12 protein-coding genes and 1 pseudogene are annotated in these 19540 nt (G+C 73.5%); 7 read left to right on the top strand and 6 right to left on the bottom strand.

What is annotated here, in order from left to right; all coding sequences use genetic code 11:
• Positions 1-969 precede the first annotated feature (969 nt).
• Positions 970-2010, bottom strand: coding sequence for a LacI family DNA-binding transcriptional regulator (locus ACFV1J_RS14175; RefSeq protein WP_385857613.1), 1041 nt, complete (start codon positions 2008-2010; stop codon positions 970-972).
• 142 nt (positions 2011-2152) lie between these two features.
• Between ACFV1J_RS14175 and ACFV1J_RS14170 the strand changes: the two genes are divergently transcribed.
• Both ACFV1J_RS14170 and ACFV1J_RS14165 read left to right on the top strand, forming a co-directional pair.
• The gene (locus ACFV1J_RS14170; protein ID WP_385857612.1) at positions 2153-3109 is read left to right on the top strand and encodes an ROK family protein; all 957 of its coding nucleotides are present in this window, start codon (positions 2153-2155) and stop codon (positions 3107-3109) included.
• A gap of 467 nt (positions 3110-3576) precedes the next feature.
• Positions 3577-5532, top strand: coding sequence for a serine/threonine-protein kinase (locus ACFV1J_RS14165; RefSeq protein WP_385857625.1), 1956 nt, complete (start codon positions 3577-3579; stop codon positions 5530-5532).
• A gap of 94 nt (positions 5533-5626) precedes the next feature.
• Here ACFV1J_RS14165 and ACFV1J_RS14160 read toward each other — a convergent pair whose 3' ends face one another.
• Positions 5627-7687, bottom strand: coding sequence for an NPCBM/NEW2 domain-containing protein (locus tag ACFV1J_RS14160; RefSeq protein ID WP_385857611.1), 2061 nt, complete (start codon positions 7685-7687; stop codon positions 5627-5629).
• Between the two features lie 1203 nt (positions 7688-8890).
• Between ACFV1J_RS14160 and ACFV1J_RS14155 the strand changes: the two genes are divergently transcribed.
• Positions 8891-9922, top strand: a complete 1032-nt coding sequence (locus ACFV1J_RS14155) for an NUDIX domain-containing protein (RefSeq protein ID WP_385857610.1) — start codon at positions 8891-8893, stop codon at positions 9920-9922.
• Between the two features lie 822 nt (positions 9923-10744).
• On the opposite strand, the gene ACFV1J_RS14150 is transcribed toward ACFV1J_RS14155, so the two are convergent.
• The gene (locus tag ACFV1J_RS14150; protein WP_385857609.1) at positions 10745-12109 is read right to left on the bottom strand and encodes a dipeptidase; all 1365 of its coding nucleotides are present in this window, start codon (positions 12107-12109) and stop codon (positions 10745-10747) included.
• 201 nt (positions 12110-12310) lie between these two features.
• Here ACFV1J_RS14150 and ACFV1J_RS14145 point away from each other — a divergent pair, with 201 nt between their 5' ends.
• Positions 12311-13516, top strand: coding sequence for a geranylgeranyl reductase family protein (locus tag ACFV1J_RS14145; RefSeq protein WP_385857608.1), 1206 nt, complete (start codon positions 12311-12313; stop codon positions 13514-13516).
• Between the two features lie 648 nt (positions 13517-14164).
• On the opposite strand, the gene ACFV1J_RS14140 is transcribed toward ACFV1J_RS14145, so the two are convergent.
• On the bottom strand, positions 14165-14605 hold the full coding sequence (locus ACFV1J_RS14140) for a nitroreductase family deazaflavin-dependent oxidoreductase (RefSeq protein ID WP_385857607.1): 441 nt from the start codon (positions 14603-14605) through the stop codon (positions 14165-14167).
• A 166-nt stretch (positions 14606-14771) separates the two neighbouring features.
• Between ACFV1J_RS14140 and ACFV1J_RS14135 the strand changes: the two genes are divergently transcribed.
• The 3 genes and pseudogenes from ACFV1J_RS14135 (at position 14772) to ACFV1J_RS14125 (ending at position 18308) form a co-directional block, all read left to right on the top strand.
• Positions 14772-15479 (top strand): TetR/AcrR family transcriptional regulator, encoded by a 708-nt coding sequence (locus tag ACFV1J_RS14135; RefSeq protein WP_385857606.1) that lies wholly within the window; start codon positions 14772-14774, stop codon positions 15477-15479.
• A gap of 649 nt (positions 15480-16128) precedes the next feature.
• A pseudogene (locus ACFV1J_RS14130) lies at positions 16129-17376 on the top strand (sensor histidine kinase); the annotation flags it as partial.
• A 266-nt stretch (positions 17377-17642) separates the two neighbouring features.
• Positions 17643-18308 (top strand): response regulator, encoded by a 666-nt coding sequence (locus ACFV1J_RS14125; RefSeq protein ID WP_385857605.1) that lies wholly within the window; start codon positions 17643-17645, stop codon positions 18306-18308.
• Here ACFV1J_RS14125 and ACFV1J_RS14120 read toward each other — a convergent pair.
• Positions 18269-18586, bottom strand: a complete 318-nt coding sequence (locus ACFV1J_RS14120; RefSeq protein ID WP_385857604.1) for a DUF6332 family protein — start codon at positions 18584-18586, stop codon at positions 18269-18271. The genes ACFV1J_RS14125 and ACFV1J_RS14120 overlap by 40 nt on opposite strands.
• 48 nt (positions 18587-18634) lie before the next feature.
• A complete protein-coding gene (locus tag ACFV1J_RS14115; protein WP_385857603.1) occupies positions 18635-19453 on the bottom strand; it encodes a maleylpyruvate isomerase family mycothiol-dependent enzyme in 819 nt (272 codons plus the stop codon).
• Positions 19454-19540 lie beyond the last annotated feature (87 nt).

Raw genomic sequence — 19540 nt, 5'->3', positions numbered from 1 at the left:
ACGCGCGAACCCACCCCCCACCCCCCAACCCCCCCCCCACCCCCCAACCCACCCCCCGCCCCCTCCCCGAAGGGGGAGGGGGGAGGGGGCGGGGGAGAGCGCGGAGCGCCGCTCGTACGGCCCCCACGAACAGTCGCCCGCTCGTACGCTCCTGTGTCCCGTCGCCCGCGCGTACGGCCCCTGCGTCCGGCCCGCGCGTACGGCCCCTGCGTCCGGCCCGCGCGTACGGCTCCTCTGTCCCGCCCGTTCGTACGGCCCTGCCGTCCCGTCGTCCGCGCGTGCGGTCACTGCGTTCCATCGCACGCGCGTAAGGCCCCTACGTCTCGTCGCCCGCTCGTGCAGTCACTACGTCCCGTCGCCCGCTCGTGCGGTCACTGCGCTGCTCATGCAAGCCCGCAGCTCGGTACGGCGGAGCCTGCGTCCCGCCGCCGCTCGTACAGCCTTCGTGCTCGTACGTCCCCGTCACGGCACCCGCCCACAGCCCCAAAGCCCGCCCTCCGACCCGGCGTTGTCAGTGGCTCGTGCGAGCATGACGGTGCGTTGGGGAATGAACGGGATGACGCAGTGGAACGACCGCGGACGGAAATGACCACAGCGGGAGCAGCAGGGGCGGCGCACCGCAGGGCAGGACCGCAGCGGAACGAGCCGTGGGCAGGCCACGAGCACAGCGGGAGGGGGAAGTTGATGAGGCGAGGAGGACGAGGGACGGCCGCCAGCCGCAAGCGGCGATCAGGAACCAGCTCCACGGGGCGATCAGGGACCGGCCCCACGGGGCGATCAGGGGCCGCCACCACGGGGCGATCAGGCGTCGATCCCGCGGGACGACCAGGCGTCGCCCCCGCGGCGCGATCGGGCGTCGGCTCGATGGGACAGGCAGATGCCGGCTCCATGTGGCAGGCAGGTGCCGGCTCCATGGAGCCGGCAGGCGCTGGCCTCGAAGGGGCGTCGCCCCTTGGCCGTGGCGGTCGATCAGCCTGCCGTCGGGGGGATTTCGCCGGAGCCGCGGGGGATCAGGCGGGTCGGGATCTCCGTGTGGTGCGGTGGCTCGGTGATGCCGTCGAGGCGGCGGAAGAGCAGCCCGGCGGCCGTGCGGCCCATGAGGGCGGGGTCCTGGGCGACGACGGTGACCGCGGGCCGTACGAGATCGGCGAGTTCGAAGTCGTCGAAGCCGACGAGCGCGACCGGCCGCGGGGAGGCGCCGAGGACCCGCACGGCGGTGACCGTGACGCGGTTGTTGCCCGCGAAGAGCGCGGTGACCGGCTCCGGCGCGTCCAGCATGGCCGCGGCGGCGGACCGTACGCGCTCGGGGGCGGTGGACCCGAGCGACACCCAGGAGTCGTCAACGGGCAGCCCCGCGGCGGCCATTGCGCTGCGATAGCCGCGCAGTCGCTCCCGCGCGGTGTGGATCCGCGGCTGGTCCCCGATGAAGCCGATCCGGCGGTGGCCGTGCGCGATGAGGTGGGCCACCGCGTCCCGCGCGCCGCCGTAGTTGTCGCAGAGCACCGCATCCGCGTCGATCCGGCCCGCCGGGCGGTCGACGAACACCGTCGCTATCCCGGCCGTGATCTCCGGTTCCAGATAGCGGTGGTCGTCACCGGCCGGGATGATGACCAGCCCGTCCACCCGCCGTGCGCACAGCGCCAGTACCAACTCCTGTTCGCGGGACGGGTCCTCGGCGCTGGAGCCGTTGATGAGCAGCGCGCCGTGGCTGCGGGCGACCTCTTCGACGGCGCGGCTGAGCGGGCCGTAGAAGGGGTCGGCGAGGTCCTCCAGGACGAGGCCGATGCTGGCCGTGCGGCCCTTCCGCAGGATCCGCGCCGAGTCGTTACGGCGGAAGCCCAGGGCCGTGATGGCCTCCTGGACCCGGCGTTCGGTGTCGGGCGTGACCCCGGCCTCGCCGTTGACCACCCGGGAGACCGTCTTGAGGCCGACCCCGGCGCGCGCCGCGACATCCTTCATCGTGGGACGGGTGCCATAGCGGCGGGACGTGCCCCGCGCGGTGTCGGTCACGGTCTGCGGTCCTGTTTCTCTCGGCGTCGAGGTGTGGCGTCGAGCATAGCCTCTAGACAACGTTGTCAATCGAGGGAAGACTGGCGTTCTCACGCCGGGCCGGCAGCCCCGGCCCCCGGGCCCACCAGGAGATTCCACACCGATGCAGACGGACCTCAGCGCAGCGCTGGACATTGGCGGCACGAAGATCGCCGGCGCTCTGGTGGACGCCCGCGGCAGACTGCTCGTACGGGCCGCCCGGCCCACCCCGGCCGACCGGGACGGGGCGACGGTGATGCGTGCGGTGGCCGAGGTGGTCGGCGAGCTGACCGCGGCCCCTGACTGGTGCCGGGTGGCGGCCGTCGGCATCGGCAGTGCGGGGCCGGTGAACGCCCGGGCCGGCACGGTCAGCCCCGTCAACATCCCCGGCTGGCGCGACTTCCCGCTCGTCGCCGGCGTGCGCGCCCTCGTCGGCGGGCGCCCGGTCGTGCTGGTCGGCGACGGCGTGGCGATGACCGCGGCCGAACACTGGCAGGGCGCCGCGCGCGGCCACGCCAACGCGCTCTGCATGGTGGTCTCCACCGGAGTGGGCGGCGGACTGGTCCTCAACGGGCAGCTGCACCCCGGCCCCACGGGCAACGCCGGCCACATAGGCCACATCAGCGTCGACCTCGACGGCGACCCCTGCCCCTGCGGCGGCCGGGGCTGTGTCGAGCAGATCGCCAGCGGCCCCAACATCGCCCGCCGCGCCCTCGCCAACGGCTGGCGTCCGGGCCCCGACGGGGACGCCAGCGCCGCCGCCGTCGCCGCGTCAGCACGGGCGGGTGACGAGGTCGCCCTGCGCTCCTTCGAGCGAGCCGCGCAGGCGCTGGCCGCCGGGATCGCCGCCACCGCCACGCTCGTCGAGATCGACATCGCGGTCATCGGCGGGGGAGTCGCGGGCGCCGGAGACGTCCTGTTCGCGCCGTTGCGCTCGGCTTTGCGGGAGTACGCGACGCTGTCGTTCGTCGCGGACCTGACCGTCGTACCGGCCCAAATGGGCACGGACGCCGGGGTGGTGGGCGCCGCGGCGGCCGCCGCACAACAGTCCCGTCTCGATGCCTTCGCCCCCGCACGCTGACGTCACCACAGGCCCCCGCGCGCCCCTTAGTCTGGTGCCGACCGCGCCGGACGCCGACGTGCCGGCGGCCGTGCGCCGGCCCGTGTGAGGAGCCCGGCGCAGGGAACCGGCCACGGGTACCGAGGGGATGGGCGACGGTGACATCGGGGGAGCGTGAGCAGCACGGGCCGGACGAGGTACCGGGCGCGGACGGGGCACACGGGGCGGAGGGTCCGCACGCCCCAGGGGCCCCCGACGGCGCCCCGCCCCGGAGCGCGAGTGACGATCCGTCCGCCGCGACCCCGACCAGCCCGCCCGGCGCGACACCGGACACTCCGCCCACCGCGGCACCGGACACCCCGGCCCCCGCGACACCGAGCACCCCGCCCCCCGCAGCCGCGACACCAAGCAACCCCGCCCCCGCCCCCGCCCCCGCACCACCGGACAGCCCGGCCGATGCCGCCCCAGGCGCCCCCCGTGCCGCCGAGGTGAGCGGTCCCCGGCGCGGGACCGACGCCGATCTGGCCGGACGGCTGCTCGGCGGCCGCTACCGCGTCACCGACCGGATCGGCCGCGGCGGCATGGGCGTGGTCTGCCGGGCCGTGGACGAGGTGTTGGGCCGCGAGGTCGCGGTCAAGGTGCTGCGCGCCTATACGGACGCCTCCGCGCCGGAGCTCGCCGATCTGCGCACCCGTATGCAGCGCGAGGCGCGCGCCGCGGCCCGGATCCGGCACCCCGGTGTGATCACGGTCCATGACGTCCTCGACGAGGACGGCCGGCCGGTCATCGTCATGGAGCTGGTGGACGGCCCGTCACTGGACGACGCCCTCGCCGAGCGCGGCCCGCTCGACCCGCGGGAGATCGCCCGGATCGGCGCCCAGGTGATGGACGCACTGGACGCCGCCCATCAGGCCGGCGTGCTGCACCGCGATGTGAAGCCGGGCAATGTGCTGCTCGACCGCACCGGCCGGGTGGTGCTCACCGACTTCGGCATCGCCAGCATCGAGGCCCCGGGCGACGGCGCGACCACGAACCTCACCCGCAGCGGTGAACTCGTCGGCTCGCTCGACTACTTGCCCCCGGAACGGGCGCAGGGCCAGGACCCCACCCCTGCCTGCGACATCTGGTCGCTGGGCATGACGCTGTACGCGGCGGTCGAGGGCGGCGGCGCGCCGTTCCGCCGTACGTCGGTGTGGTCCACGCTCACCGCGATCGTGACCGAGGCGCTGCCCGAACCGCGGCGGGCCGGCCCGCTGACGCCCGTGCTGCACGCCCTGATGGCCAAGAACCCGGCGGACCGGCCGTCCGCGGCGGAGGCCCGGAGGATGCTGCGGGCCGTCGCCGAGGGGCAGGACCCCGCGCCCGCTCCGGCGCCCGGCGCACCGCATCTGCCCACCGCGACCGATCTGCGGCCGCTCACCCCGCCGGCCTCACCGCAGCAGCTCCCGTCACCGCCGCAGCCCCAGGGGCCGAACCACACCCCGTCCCCGGCGCCGGGCCCCACCCAGGCGCACCCCCGGCCTCAGCCCCCGGTTCCGCCCCCGGCCGCCGCCCGGCAGCCCGGGTTCTCCTCCCCGACGCCCGGCCCGGCCGCCGACCCGCCCGGTGCGGTGACCGGCCCGACCGTGGGCAGTACGGGCGCCCACCCGTACCCGGCGAACCCCGGCGAGCGGGACACCGAACGGCTGCCCGCGCGGCGCCGCCGTCGGGTGGCGCTGGCCGTGGCGGCGGTGCTCGCCGTGCTCGCCGCCGGTGGCGGGGTGACGTACGCACTGGTCGGCGGCGGCCCGAGCGACACGGTCGCGGATCACGGCCGGCGGTCACCGGATCCGGCGCCGACGCCCAGCGGGCCCGGCGCCCCGGGTACGGCCGACGGCGAGGACGACGCCAAGGGCAAGGACAAGGGGACGGCGCAGGACGCGGGGGCGGCCGGCGGGGCGGGCGCGTCCTCGTCCGCGTCCGGACGGCCCTCGGACGGTGCGACGCCCAAGGGCAAGGACCCCAAGCCCGGTGGAACGGGCGGGAGTTCGGGCGCCGACGGGAGCGGTGGCGCGGCCGCCGGCCAGGACGGCAGCGGGGGCGGAAGCGGCTCGGGCGGGACGCCCGGCGGGGCCTCCGGTGGCGGTGGCACCGGAGGCAGCGGTGACCCGAGCCCGGCGCCGACGTCCTGTGTGTCCATCGGCGGCGGCCGGACCAACTGCGACGTCTGGCGCACCGCGGATTCCTACACCGCGTCGTTCCAGCAGGTCGGCACGGTGAACATGGGCACCAACTACTTCTACTGCCAGGCGAAGCTGGGCCGCCGCGAGACCTACGGGAAGTGGACGAACGTTTGGTGGGCCAAGACGGATGACGACAGCGGTCACACCGGTGTCTACATCAGCGTCGTCTACCTCAAGGGCGGGGCGAACGACCAGCCCGTCCCCGGACTGCCGGTCTGCTGACGGCCGTTCGCGAGCAGGGAGGGCGGGCGGCCCCGGTGGCAGTGCTCGGGAAGCCGCCCGCCCGTGAGCGCCGGTCCAGCGCTCAACTCCCGGCTCAGCAGGTGAACTTGGCGTCCGCCCAGTCGGCGTGGTCGTAGTCGATCCCGTCCCCGCCGTCGGTGACGACGAGACGGACGGTCTCGGCCCCGGCGACCGCGGCGGACAGCGCCCGGGCGTCGTCGGCGCCGGTCACGGTCCCGCTCCCGGCGACCCGCGTGCCGTCCGCCCAGACCTCGAAGCCGGCCGAACCCCGGTCACCGACCTCGTCGTCGATCCCGACCCGGGCACTGAACGCGGAGCACCTCCGGCCGGTGTAGAAGGTGACCTCGCTGGGTGCGTGAACGCCCAGGCCCCCGGTGAAGCCGGTGCCGCCGATCCGGAGCGGACCGCCGTCGCCGGCCGCGCTCTCGCCGACGCTGGTGTTCTTCTCGACCGGGCCCCAGCCGTTGAGGGCGGTCAGCCAGGGCAGTTCGGCGGCGTCCGCGGTCCCGGCGGGCGGCGGTACCACGACATGGGCGGTGCCGGGCAGGGTGGTGGTGACCCGTTCGCCGCGCGGTGAGCGGTAGTCGGCGGTCAGCGGCAGGTCGTACGCGCCGGGTGCGGCGCCGGCCGGTGCGGTGATCCGCCAGGTGGTGGCCAGGGTCCGGCCGCCGGGCAGTGCGCGGGCGGTGGCGGGGGAGGTGGCCGTGGCGTGCCAGCCGCGCGGGGTGCGGAGCGTCACCGTGAGGTTCCGGGCGGGGGTGCCGCCCAGGTTGCGGACGGTGGAGCGGAGGTCCGTGGACGCTCCGGCCTCGACCAGGAGTGCGCGGTCGGTGCCGGTCTCGACGGCCGGCGGGTAGGACGCCCAGTCCTTGTCCGCGGCGATCCGGTAGACGGTGGTGCCGTGCGCGGGGACGGTGGCGGCGATGGCGCCCGTGGTGTGGCTGTCGCGGTGCTGCCACAGGTCGCGCAGCCGGTAACCGGCGGCCTGGGGGAGGCCGACGGCCCGGGCGGTGGTGGCGATCCGCTGCGGCCGGTCGGTCTCGTTGAAGAGCGCCACCGCCCGGTCACCGCCCGCGAGTTGCTTGACCAGCGTCCAGCGGCCGGACTCGGACGCCAGCACGGTGGCCTGCTTGCCCAGGGCGTCCTGGTCGAGCGCGATGACGTCCTTGTTGGCCAGGATCTCGAACGTCTCCGGGCCGGCCTTGCGCAGATCGGAGCCGATCAGCAGCGGCGCGGCCATCATCGACCAGAGGGAGAAGTGGCTGCGGTACTCGGTGTCCGTCATCCCGCCGTTGCCGACCTCCAGCATGTCCGGGTCGTTCCAGTGTCCCGGCCCGGCGTACGGCGCCAGCGGCAGGTTCTGCCGGGCGATCGCCAGCATGCTCGACCAGGAGTCACTGATGTCGCCGGTCGTACGCCACAGATGTCCTACGTCCGACGCCCACTCCCAGGGCTTGTTCTCGCCCCATTCGCAGATGCTGTAGACGATGGGCCGTCCGGTGGCCCGCAGCGCGTCCCGCATCGTGCGGTACCGCTGCCGGGCGTCCACGCCCTGGTTATTGCAGTTGTCGTACTTGAGGTAGTCCACGCCCCAGTCGGCGAACTGCTGGGCGTCGGACTTCTCGTGTCCGAGTCCGCCGGGGAATCCGGCGGAATTGCAGGTCTTGGTGCCGGCACTGGTATAGATGCCGAACTTCAGGCCCTTGGAGTGGACATATTCCGCCACCGCCTTGATGCCGTGCGGGAATCGCCGTGGGTCCGCTACGAGCTTGCCGTTCGCGTCGCGCGTGGGAAGCGCCCAGCAATCGTCGAGATTGACGTACCGATATCCCGCGTCCTTGAGTCCCTTGGCGAGGAAGAGGTCGGCGATGCCCTTGACCATGTCCTCGGTGAACTCGGCGCGGCAGTGCGTGGAGTTCCAGTTGTTGAACCCCATCGGGGGCGTCAGGGCGAGCCCGCCGGGCAGCCGCGGCACGGGTCGCGCGGCGACGGCCGGGGCCGCGGCGGGAGTGTCCGGGACACGGGCCGCGGCGGGCGGCGCGGTCGCCCCCGCCGCACAGAGCAGGGCGACGGACAGTGCTCCGACGATTCCTCGGCGGCCTGTCCGGTGGGTGGAGCGGATAGGAACGCGCATGGTTCGCGTCCTCCGTCTTCGCGAGAGATGGGGTGAGGTCGGGTACCTGCCACTGGCGAGTGGTTACGGTAGGGCTTGTTGGAGTCTGTTGGAAGAGGGGCGGTAAAGTTTGGTGCCCATCCCGTCAAAATCCTTGCCTCGCCCACCACTTCGGGCCGACGTCCCCTCGCTCGCGTTCGTTTCTGTTGAGTTCCCCCCTGAGGGGCGGGAGGTGACCCCGTCACCGCTCAGCGGCACGGACGCGTACGGGGAAGTGGCAGGACGTCGGATGTCCGCCGGACGCTGCTGCGGGGCGCCACACTCGGCCCGACGCGGTGGGCCCGCCGGCCCTGCTCCCCTTGCGCGGCGGCCCCAGCGGTATCACGATGAGGTCCCACGCCGGCGAACGCCGTACCGCGCGCGGCAGAAGGCCTTTGTCGCAGCCCTCGCCGCGTACGAGAAGAAGTCCAGGAAGACGGTGAAGGTCATCAACACCGTCCCTCACGAGAACGTCCAGAAGAACACCCACCGGCATCTTCAAGGAATCCCGGACGGCGTCTTCCTGTGCTTCGCCGGGACCGCATGCAGCCCTTCGCGCAGATTCGCGCCGATTCGCGCAGAAGGGGCGGCAGACCGACATCAGTGATCCCTGACGGGACTTCGCCGGATTCACGAGGCGCTGAAGAAGTAGTCGACGTGACGGGACGGGACGGCAAACAGATCTCGTGCCGTACCACTCCTCTCCTTCCGGCCGTCTTCCACCGCGAGGGCATTTCAAAGGGCATTTCAAGGGCATTCCAGGAAAGGGGTACGAGATGCCCCGGACCTTCGACCAATCCCGCGCGCTCGCCCGGCAGATGTCCGTCCCCGTCGCCCTCCCCCCACCGTCCAGGTCTTCCTCCTCCCGCAACGGCATTTCCGCACCGTCCTGACCCTCGGGGCGAGCAAGGGGTGAACCGCCCGTACGCACGCCGGACGTCGGGCACGATGCGCCCCCGTCATATGCGGATTCCGGCGGTTCCGCGCGGATACGCGCACCGGGTGTGCGGGTGAGGGTTTCGGTGCTGGAGGGGCTGGGGAGCGCTTGTTTGCCGGGGCCTCCCCGGCCGGACCGGCGGTCGAAACAGGCAGCGTTCCCGGCCGTGCGCGCGGCCCGTGACCCCGAGCGTTTCCGTGGCAGGGTGTTGCGGGCAACTCACCTGGGTCTAGGGAAGAGGGGAAACCGTGATCGTCTGGCTGAACGGCACGTTCGGTGCGGGCAAGACCACTGCGGCTCATGAACTGCTCGACCTGCTTCCCGGAAGCACGCTCTACGACCCCGAAATCCTCGGCACCGGGCTGCGGTTGATGCTGCCGGCCAAGCGGTTCGAGGAGGTCGACGACTACCAGGACCTCCCCTCCTGGCGGCGCATGGTCGTCGACACCGCGGCCGCGCTGCTCACCGAGGTCCCCGGCCCGCTGGTCACCCCCATGACGCTGCTGCGGCAGGAATACCGCGATGAGATCTTCGGCGCCCTCGCCGCCCGCCGGATACCCGTACGGCACGTTCTCCTCCATGCGGAGGAAACGATCCTGCGCACACGGATAGCGCACCGCGAGGAAACACCGGGAGACGACGCGGCCAATGCGTCCGTCCGCCGCTGGTGCCTGGCGCACCTCGGCCCGTACGCCGATGCGCTGCCCTGGCTCACGACCGACGCCCATGTCGTCGACACCAGCCGGCTGACGCCCCGGCAGACCGCCGAACGGGTCGCCGACGCGCTCCGCACCGGTGCCGGCGCCTGCGACATCGTGCAGACCCCCGAACCGACCGCCGAGACCCTCGCCGCCGGCGTCCTGCTCTTCGACGACCAGGACCGCGTCCTGCTGGTCGACCCCACCTACAAGGCGGGCTGGGAATTCCCCGGCGGCATCGTGGAACGCGGCGAGGCCCCCACCCACGCCGGTGTCCGCGAGGTCGCCGAGGAACTCGGCATCGAACTCCCGTGCCCACCACGGCTGTTGGTACTCGACTGGGAGGCGCCCCGCCCGCCCGGCTACGGGGGCCTGCGGCTGCTCTACGACGGCGGCATGCTGAGCGACGACCGGATCAGCAAGCTGCTGCTGCCCGGCGCGGAACTGCGCGAATGGCGCTTCGTCACCGAGGCCGAGGCGGAGACGATGCTGCCGCCGGTCCGCTGGAACCGCCTCCGCTGGGCACTCCGCGCGAGGGAACGGGGCTGCCCACTCCACCTCGAAGCGGGCGTTCCTGTGTAGCGGCACGTACTCGGCTGCCGCTGCGCTTTGCGGTGCCTCCCACGTTTTTGTCTGCGGCGCCGTGGTGGTTTCTCGCCGTCCCGCTGCGCTTTGCGGCGCGCCCGCACGTAGTTGTCTGCGGCGCCGCGGGGCGTCTCGCCGTTGCGCCTGCGGCGGGCTGGGTGTTGTTGGGTGCGGTGACGGACCTCCGGGGCCTTGTTCGTGGACTGCTTCGCTTTACGTCCACGAACAAGGCCCCTCCGGCCCGTCCCCTCCCGTTGGGGGGAAGTTAAGGGGCGGTGGGGGTGGGCGTCGGGGGTCCCTTAGGGCGGGGCCGAACAGATCCCGTAGGGGTCCGGGGCGCCCCTTGTGGGCCTCAACTCGGCGGGCCGGGGCGGTATTCCCGACACCGCACGACGCGAGACACCGCACGACGCAAGACATGCACGACGCGAGACACCGCCACACCGCCGAACGACAACGCCCGCCCCCACTCACCTCTCCCACCCACCCCCGGGAGGGGACAGACCGGAGGACGAAGTCTGTAGGGCTGTCACCGCACCCAAAAACACCACGCCCGCCGCCAGGCGCAACGGCGAACAACCTCGACGGCGGGACAGCCGATAACGTACGCGGCGCCGCCAAGCGCGCAACGGCGACCAAGCCCCACGGCGGCACAGCCGACAACGTACGCGGCGCCGCCAAGCGCGCAACGGCGAGACGCCCCGCGGCGGGACAGCCAGGTACGTGCGGGGGCGCCGCAAAGCGCAACGGCGAGCGAGCCCCGCGGCGGGACGGCCAAGTACGTGGGAGGGCGCCCCAAAGCGCAGCGGAACGGCGGGGTCAGTCGACAACGTGGGCGGCATACCTCCGGAGGAACAGCGCCTCGGCCAGGGTGAGGCGCTCCAGTTCCTCCGGGGACACGCTCTCGTTCACCGCGTGAATCTGCGCCTCCGGCTCGCTCAGCCCGATGAGGAGGATCTCCGCATCGGGGTAGAGCCCGGCCAGCGTGTTGCACAGCGGGATGGACCCACCCATCCCCGATGTCTGCATCTCGGCGCCGTCGTACGCCTCCCGCAGCGCCGCCGCCATCGAGGCGTACGCCGGGCTGCTGGTGTCCGCGCGGAACGGCTGGCCCTGGCCGACCTGTTCCACCGCGACCCGCGCGCCCCACGGCGCGGCGTTCTCCAGATGCGCCGCCAGCAGCTTCGTGGCCGCCGCCGCGTCCGTGCCCGGCGGGACCCGCAGGCTCACCAGGGCCCGCGCGCCGGCCTGCACGGACGGGGTGGCGCCGACCACCGGCGGGCAGTCGATGCCCAGCACCGTGACGGCCGGGCGGGCCCAGATCCGGTCCGCGACAGACCCGTTGCCGATCAGCTCGACGCCGTCCAGGACCTTGGCGTCCCGGCGGAACTCCTCCTCCGGATACTGCAGGCCCTCCCAGGTCGCCTCCCCGGTCAGCCCGTTCACCGTCGTCGAGCCGTCCTCGGCGCGCAGCGAGTCCAGGATCCTGATCAGCGCCGCCAGCGCGTCCGGGGCAGCTCCGCCGAACTGGCCGGAGTGCAGATTGCCCTCCAGGGTGTCGACCTGGACGCGGACCAGCGTCATCCCGCGCAGCGTCGCGGTCACCGTCGGCAGCCCGACCCGGAAGTTGCCGGTGTCGCCGATGACGACGGCGTCCGCGGCCAGCAGCTCCGGGTGCGCCTCGGCGTACCGCTCCAGCCCGCCGGTGCCCTGCTCCTCGGAACCCTCCACGATCACCTTGACGTTGACCGGGACCCCGCCGTGCTCCTTGAGCGCGCGCAGCGCCGTCAGATGCATGATCAGGCCGCCCTTGCAGTCCGCGGCGCCGCGACCGTACCAGCGGCCGTCCCGCTCGGTCAGCTCGAACGGCGGGGAGATCCAGGCGGCCTCGTCCAGCGGCGGCTGCACGTCGTAGTGGGCGTAGAGCAGAACGGTCTTCGCCCCTTCGGGGCCAGGCAGGTAGCCGTAGACGGACCGGGTGCCGTCCGGGGTGTCGAGGAGTGCCACGTCCTGGAAACCGTCCGCCCGCAGCGCCGCGGCGATCCACTCGGCGGCCGCCTCGCACTCGCTCGGGGGGAACTGTGCCGGATCGGCAACCGACTTGAAGGCCACCAGCTCCGCCAGTTCGGTCCTGGCACGGGGCTGCAGCGCGGCGACGGTCTGCGCGAGCGGGCTGTCGGACATGGAACGCTCCTTGTGGGCGCGGCGTGTGGGGACCGGCCGCCCGGCCTCGTGAGCCGGCCGGGCCGGACGCAGGGCACGATTCCCGTAGGGGCCCTGCGGGTGTGCATGCCACCGATCTTCCCACAGGCCCCGCGCGCAACAGCGGCCCGTAGGATGCGAGGGCGGTACGCAGCCAGCCATCGAACGGGAGCAGAAGCACAGGTGAGCAGCGAGCGGGCAGCCGGGGACAACCAGCGGGTGTGGGACGTCGTGGTGGTGGGCGCGGGGCCGGCGGGTGCCTCGGCCGCACACGCCGCGGCCTGTACGGGGCGCCGGGTGCTCCTCCTGGAGAAGGCCGAGCTGCCGCGCTACAAAACCTGCGGCGGCGGCATCATCGGACCCTCGCGCGACTCCCTCCCGCCCGGCTTCGACCTGCCGCTGCGCGATCGCGTGCACGCCGTGACGTTCTCGCTGAACGGCCGGCTGAGCCGCACCCGCCGCTCCAAGCACATGCTCTTCGGGCTGATCAACCGGCCGGAATTCGACGCCCGGCTGGTCGAGTCGGCCAAGGACGCCGGTGCCACGGTCCGTACCGGCGTCACGGTCTCCCGGGTCGAGCAGCACGGCGCCGAGGTCCCGGACCGCCGTACGGTCGCGGTGGTGCTGGGCGACGGCGAAGTGGTGCTGGCGCGCGCCGTAGTGGGCGCGGACGGCAGCGCCGGCCGGATAGGAGCACATGTCGGGGTCAAGCTCGACCAGGTCGACCTCGGCCTGGAGGCGGAGATTCCGGTGCCCGGGCCGGTCGCCGAGGACTGGGCGGGCCGGGTGCTCATCGACTGGGGCCCGCTCCCCGGCAGCTACGGCTGGGTCTTCCCCAAGGGCGACACCCTCACCGTCGGCGTCATCTCGGCACGCGGCGAGGGCGCGGCGACCAAGCGCTACCTGGAGGACTTCATCGGCCGGCTCGGCCTGGCGGGCTTCGAGCCGAGCATCTCCTCGGGCCATCTGACCCGCTGCCGCGCCGATGACTCGCCGCTCTCCCGCGGCCGGGTGCTGGTGTGCGGCGACGCGGCCGGCCTGCTGGAGCCGTGGACCCGGGAGGGCATCTCGTTCGCCCTGCGGTCCGGGCGGCTCGCGGGGGAGTGGGCGGTCCGGGTCGCGGAGGCGCACGACGCGGTGGACGCCCGCCGCCAGGCGCTCAATTACGCCTTCGCCATCAAGGCGGGCCTCGGGGTGGAGATGGGCGTGGGCCGCCGCATGCTCCAGGTCTTCTCCCGCCGCCCCGGCCTGATGCACGCCGCGGTCACCGGCTTCCGCCCGGCCTGGCACGCCTTCGCGAAGATCACCCGCGGAACAAGCACCCTCGCCGAGATCATCCGCACGAACGGCGTGGCCCGTCGTGCACTGGAGGCGCTGGACCGGGGGTGAGCCGGGGCGCCGGGGGCGCTGTTGGTTGTGGGCCGGAGGCACCGGGATGAGCTGGGGCGTCAGGGGTGTGCCGGTTGTCGCCCGGGGTGAGCCGGGTCGGCAGGGCTGAGACGGAGCACCTGGGGTGAACCGGGGCGCCTGGGGTGAACCGGGGTCGCCAGGGGTGAGTCCGGGCAGCAGGGAGAGGCCGTGGCACCTGGGGTGAGCCGGGGCACCTGGGGTGATTCGGGGTCAGCAGGGACAGGCCGGGTCACTTGGGGTGAGTCGGGGCGCCGGAGCTGAGCCGGTCACCTGGGGCGAGCCGGGGCGGCAGGGGTGAGGGGCTTCGGGCGGGGTGTCCCGGGTGTGCGTTCGGCACGCGCATCGGAACGGGGTTGCGGCCGACCTGCCGGGCGGCGGCTCCGCTTCAGGCTTCCGTGACCGGCAGCCTCCGGCCATCTGCAGCCTTCCGTGACCGGCAGCCTTCGGTGATCCGCAGCCTCCCGTGGTCCGCAGCTTCCGTGACTGGCGGCCTTCGGTGATCGGCGCCCTCCCGTGGTCCGCAGCCTTCGGTGATTGGCGACCTCCCGTGGTCCGCAGTCGTCGGTGAGCCGCAATCTTCAGTGACCCGAGGCCTGGCCTTTCCTGACCTCCAGGCCTGGCTGATCGTCAGGCTTCGGTGATGCGGAAGACGGGGTGGCGGGGGGCCGCGGCGTGAAGTTCCGCGTCGGTGGAGGTGGCGGTGACCCCGCCGAAGTACGGCTTCGCCTCCCAGCCCCAGCGTTCGAGGTAGGCGCGCAGCAGTTCCGGGGTCTCGGCGAGCGGCAACTCGACCGCGGTGAACGGGCGGGCCCGGCGTCCGACACGCAGTTCGCCGCCGCCCGCCGCGCGGAGGTTGCGCACCCATTCGGAGTCGCCGCGGACCGAGACGAGATACCGGCCGTCCCCGTACGCCATGGGGTTGACCGGGACGCGGCGCCATTCGCCGCTCTTACGGCCCCGGACCGCCAGGTCGGCCGAGCCGGCGAGGCTGATGCCGCGGCGCGCGAGCCAGCCGATGGTTCCGTTGAGACGGGCGGCGAGGCGGCTGGGCTTGAGGTAGCGGGACATGAAGCGGGCTCCTTGGGGCGGGGACTCCGGTCGTCCGTTGTCCGAGCGCTGATCTGTTTCGAGAGCAGTGCTCTCGGTCATGAACAGTGTGCACGCGACTGCCGCACCAAAGCAAGAGCACTGCTCTCGTTTTTGTGCGGCGCTCCGAAGCTGGCACACTGCTCACATGACTGCGATCCGAGGAGCCAGGGAACGGGCCCGTACCGAAATCACCGAGGCCATCAAGGCGGAGGCGCGCGCCCAGCTCGCTGCCGAGGGCGCCGCGAAACTCTCCCTCCGGGCCGTCGCCCGCGAACTGGGCATGGCCTCCTCCGCGCTCTACCGCTACTTCCCCAGCCGCGACGACCTGCTCACCGCGCTGATCGTCGACGCCTACAACGCGATCGGTGAGGCCGCGGAGCGCGCCCGCGACCGCCGCGGCACCGCGACCGCGAGCCCCGTGGACCGCTGGACCGCGATCTGTACCGGCGTCCGCGAGTGGGCGCTGGCCCATCCGCACGAGTACGCGCTGATCTACGGCTCACCCGTTCCCGGCTACCACGCCCCGCGCACCACCACGGAGCCCGCCGGCCGGGTCGGTCTGGCGCTGATCGGCGTGGTCCGCGACGCCCATGCCGCCGGGGCCCTGAAGGAACCCGCCGAACCACTGCCCGACCCGGTCGTGGCCGATGCCCTGGCACTCGGTGCCGAGCACGGCGTCGAGCTGCCCGGCACGGTACTGGCCCGGCTGGTCGGGGCCTGGGCGCAGCTCTTCGGGCTGTTGAGCTTCGAGCTGTTCGGCCAGTTCCGGAACGTCATCGAGGCCCGTACGGAATTCTTCGAGCAGGCCGTCCTCCAGCTCGCCCGGAGCGTCGGCCTGACCACCCCGCGCTGACCCGGCCGCCCCCGGCCCGGGCTGAACCCGCCCGCCGATGCCCGTTCATCGCCGCGGATGCCCGTCCATCGCGGATGCCCGCTCACCGCGGATGCCCGCTCACCGCCGAGGCCCGCTACCGCACCGCGGTCTGTCGTACCGCTGCGGTCGCGCCACTGGGTCCTGCTGCCATTGCCGGCCGTGCCTCCGGTGCCGGTGCCGTTCCGCCGCTACGGCCGTGTCGCCGGCGTCGGCGCCCCCGCCCGCCGCTGCCCGTCCATCGCGGATGCCCGCTCACCGCCAACGACCGCTCACCGCGGATGCCCGCTCACCGCCGAGGCCCGCTCACCGCGGAGTCCCGCTACCGCACCGCGGCCGGTCGTACCGCTGCCGTTGTGCCGCTGAGGTCCTGCCGCCAGTGCCGGCCGTGGCACCGATGCCGGCCGTGCCGCCGGTGCCGGCCGTGGCGCCGGTGCCGGGGCCAATCCGCCGCTGCGGCCGTGTCGCCGGTGTCGGCCGTTCCGCCGCTTGCCGTGCGGCCACTCGCCGTTCCGCCGTTCCCCGCTGGCCAACGCGTCGTACTGCGTACTCCCGGTACTCCCGCGGGAGTACGCGCGGGCACTGCGTCCGGCTGACGCCGCCGCGTCCCGTCGCGGTCTAGCGTTGCGGCATGGAGAACGCACGGCCGCCGTGGGCGCGGCGCCCCCTCGGCCCGGCGTGGGAGCGGTGGCTGTCGGCCCCGCCCGGCCTCGGGCACGACCGTCCGGCCGCCCGGCTGCCGTGGCTGTCCACGCTGGTCGTGACCGTCTTCGTGACCGTGGGCACCAGCTTCGCCGCGCACCAGCAGCCGGACCGCGTACTCCTGGACGCCCTCGGGCGCGCGCTCCTGGTCTTCGGCGCGGCCCTGCTGCTGTTCCGGCACCGCGCCCCGCGCACCGTCGCCCTCGGCACGGCCGTGACCACCGCGGCCTATCTCGCCGCCGGTTACCCCTACGGGCCGGTCTTCCTGACGCTCGCCCTCGGTGCCTTCGCCGCGCTCGTCGCCGGGCACCGTACGGTCGCCTGGTGCGCGCTGGGCGGGGTGTGGGCCACCCATCTCCTCGTCACCCACTGGCTCTACCGCTGGCTGCCGCCTCCGCACGACGGTCCCGCCCCCTGGGGCGACGAACTCTTCGTCACCGCCTGGGTGGTGGCCGTGGTGGCCCTCTCCGAACTGGTCCGGGTACGCCGCGAGCAGCTCGCCAGGGCCCGGGCCGAGCGGGCCGCCGCGGAACGCCGCCGGGCCGACGAGGAGCGGCTGCGGATCGCCCGCGAGCTGCACGACGTGCTCGCCCACAGCATCTCCGTCATCAACGTCCAGGCCGGCGTCGGCCTGGCGCTGCTGGACCAGGACCCGGAGCAGGCGCGCACCGCGCTGACCACCATCAAGGCGGCGAGCAAGGAAGCGCTCGGCGAGGTCCGCCAGGTCCTCGACACCCTGCGCACCCGGGGTGCCGCGCCGCGCTCCCCGGCCCCCGGGCTGGACCGGCTGTCCGAACTCACCGAGCAGGCCCGACGCGCCGGCCTCGCCGTGGACGTCACCACCGAGGGCACCCGGCGCCCGCTGCCGCCCGGCACCGGACTGGCCGCGTTCCGTATCGTCCAGGAGGCGCTCACCAACATCGTCCGGCATTCCGGCTCCCGCACCGCCCGGCTACGGCTCCGCTACGCGCCCGGAGAACTGGAGATCCGGATCGACGACGACGGCCCGGCGACCTCCACCACGGGCGAACCGGCCGGCGGCGGTAACGGCCTGGTCGGCATGCGGGAGCGGGCCGCGGCACTTGGCGGCACCGTCGAGGCCGGCCCCCGCCCCGACGGGGGCTTCCGTGTCCGCGCCCGCATCCCGTTCACCGGGGGCGCGGCGGACGACGCCCCCGATACCGTGTCGCCGACCCCGACCCCGACCCCGACCCCGACCCCGACCCCGACCCCCGAAGCGACCCCTGCCCCCGAGGCGACCCCCGCCCCCAAGGCGACCCCTGCCCCGGAATCTGTCCCTGCCTCAGGATCTGCCCCCGCCCAGAAATCGGCCCCGGCCCAGGAATCTGCGCCCGCCCAGGATCCAGCCCCCACCCAGGAACCGGCCCCCACCCACGATCCAGCCCCCGCCCAGAAGCCGGACCCCGCCACCGAGGAGGAGTCGTGATCCGCGTACTGCTCGCCGACGATCAGCTGCTGGTCCGGGCCGGTTTCAAGGCGCTGCTGGGCGCCCAGCCGGACATCGAGGTGGTCGCCGAGGCCGACGACGGGCAGCAGGCGCTGGCCGCGGTCCGCGAACACCGGCCGGATGTCGTGCTGATGGACATCCGGATGCCGGTGCTCGACGGGCTGGCCGCCACCCGGCGGATCACCGAGGACCCGCAACTGGCCGACGTCAAGGTCGTCATGCTGACCACCTTCGAGCTGGACGAGTACGTCTTCGAGGCGATCCGGTCGGGCGCCTCCGGCTTTCTGGTGAAGGACACCGAACCGGACGAACTGCTGCGGGCCGTGCGGGCGGTCGTGGCCGGTGACGCGCTGCTTTCGCCCGGAGTCACCCGCCGGCTGATCGCGGAGTTCGCGGCCCGCTCCAAGGAACCGGCCGTCGCCGACGCCCTGTCCGCCCTGACGGAGCGGGAGCGTGAGGTGATGGCGCTGGTCGGCATCGGGCTGTCCAACGAGGAGATCGCCCGACGCCTGGTCGTCAGCCCGCTGACCGCCAAGACCCATGTCAGCCGCACCATGGTCAAACTGGGCGCCCGCGACCGCGCCCAACTCGTCGTGCTGGCCTACGAGTCGGGGTTGGTACGGCCCGGCTGGCTGGGCTGATACGGCCGCCACACGACGTCCCGGGCGCTCGGCCGCCCGCCGGACGCGACGTACGGCCGGCGCAACACCCGTACCACCTGGAAAACGAACAGCACACCGCCCACCACGGCACTGACCGCGAGCCACGGCCCCTTCCACGCGCCGGGCAGACCGGACCACAGCACCGCACTGCCCAGCACCAGGAACCCGGCGCCAGCCAAGAACCCGCCACTGACCAGCGCGAACATGATCTCGACGGTGATCGCGTCACGCTCGGCGCGGCTACGGGTGGGTGACATCCCGTCAGTTTCCCAGAACTCCGGTGCCCCCGCTGCCCCCAGGACCCCTCAGATGCCCCCCTTCTCGCGCCACAACTCGGCCAGGGCCTGCTCGCCCGTGACCGTGAGGGTGTCCCACGGCAGGCGGTTCCACAGGGCGAGGTACAGCTCTTCGGCGCGGCCCTCGATCGTGCAGTCGGCGGGCTTGGCGTCGGCCGGCGTCTTGTCCACCGGGGCGCCCGCTTCCGGTATCCGTGCTGCTTCGGGGGTCGGTATCGGCGCCGCTTCCGGTGTCGTACGGATCGCGTGCGGCGGGGCGTCGGAGAGATGGACGGTCCAGTCGGCGCCGGGCACGTCGGTCGCGCGCACCCGCACCGTCCGCGGGACGTCCGTGCGCAGCTTGCTGCGCTCGAGCGAGTGAATGCCCACCAGGAGTTCGTCGATGCCGTCGGCGGCGAAGGCGGACGGCAGGGGCGTGAGGGAGGTGCCCGCCGCCTGCTGGGCGTCGACGCGGTGCACCGAGGTCTCGTGCGCCTGCCGGCGGGCCCAGAACGCCAGCGGCGAGTCCGTCGGCAGGATCGTCCAGGCAGCCAGGTCCCGCGGGGCGCCGTGCAGAGCCAGGACGAGCTGGTGGTGGCCCTCGCGGAGCCAGGGCACGAGTTGGTCGTCGGTCAGCTCCGGCGCCTCCGCGGGCCGGATGGGCTGCTCCAGCCCCTGGGTCACGATCTCCGTCGACCAGCGGTGGACCCGCCCTATATGGACGACCAGGTCCCGCATCCGCCACTCGGGACAGGCCGGGACGGCCGCGTCCGGGCCGGCTTCCTGGGCGGCGTCGGCGAGCAGACCGCCGTCCAGTCGCAGCGTTTCGACGAACTCAGTGATCTCCATGCCACGAGTGTGCCAGCCGCCACTGACAACGAACCGGCGTGGGTCACCACCCCGAACATTGACCCGAGCATTGATCAGGCCCGGCGA

The organism is Streptomyces sp. NPDC059649 (assembly GCF_042734445.1).
In the GTDB taxonomy this organism is placed as follows: Bacteria; Actinomycetota; Actinomycetes; order Streptomycetales; family Streptomycetaceae; genus Streptomyces.
Note: the sequence above shows the minus strand (reverse complement) of the source record. Positions and strands in the feature narration are given on the sequence as shown.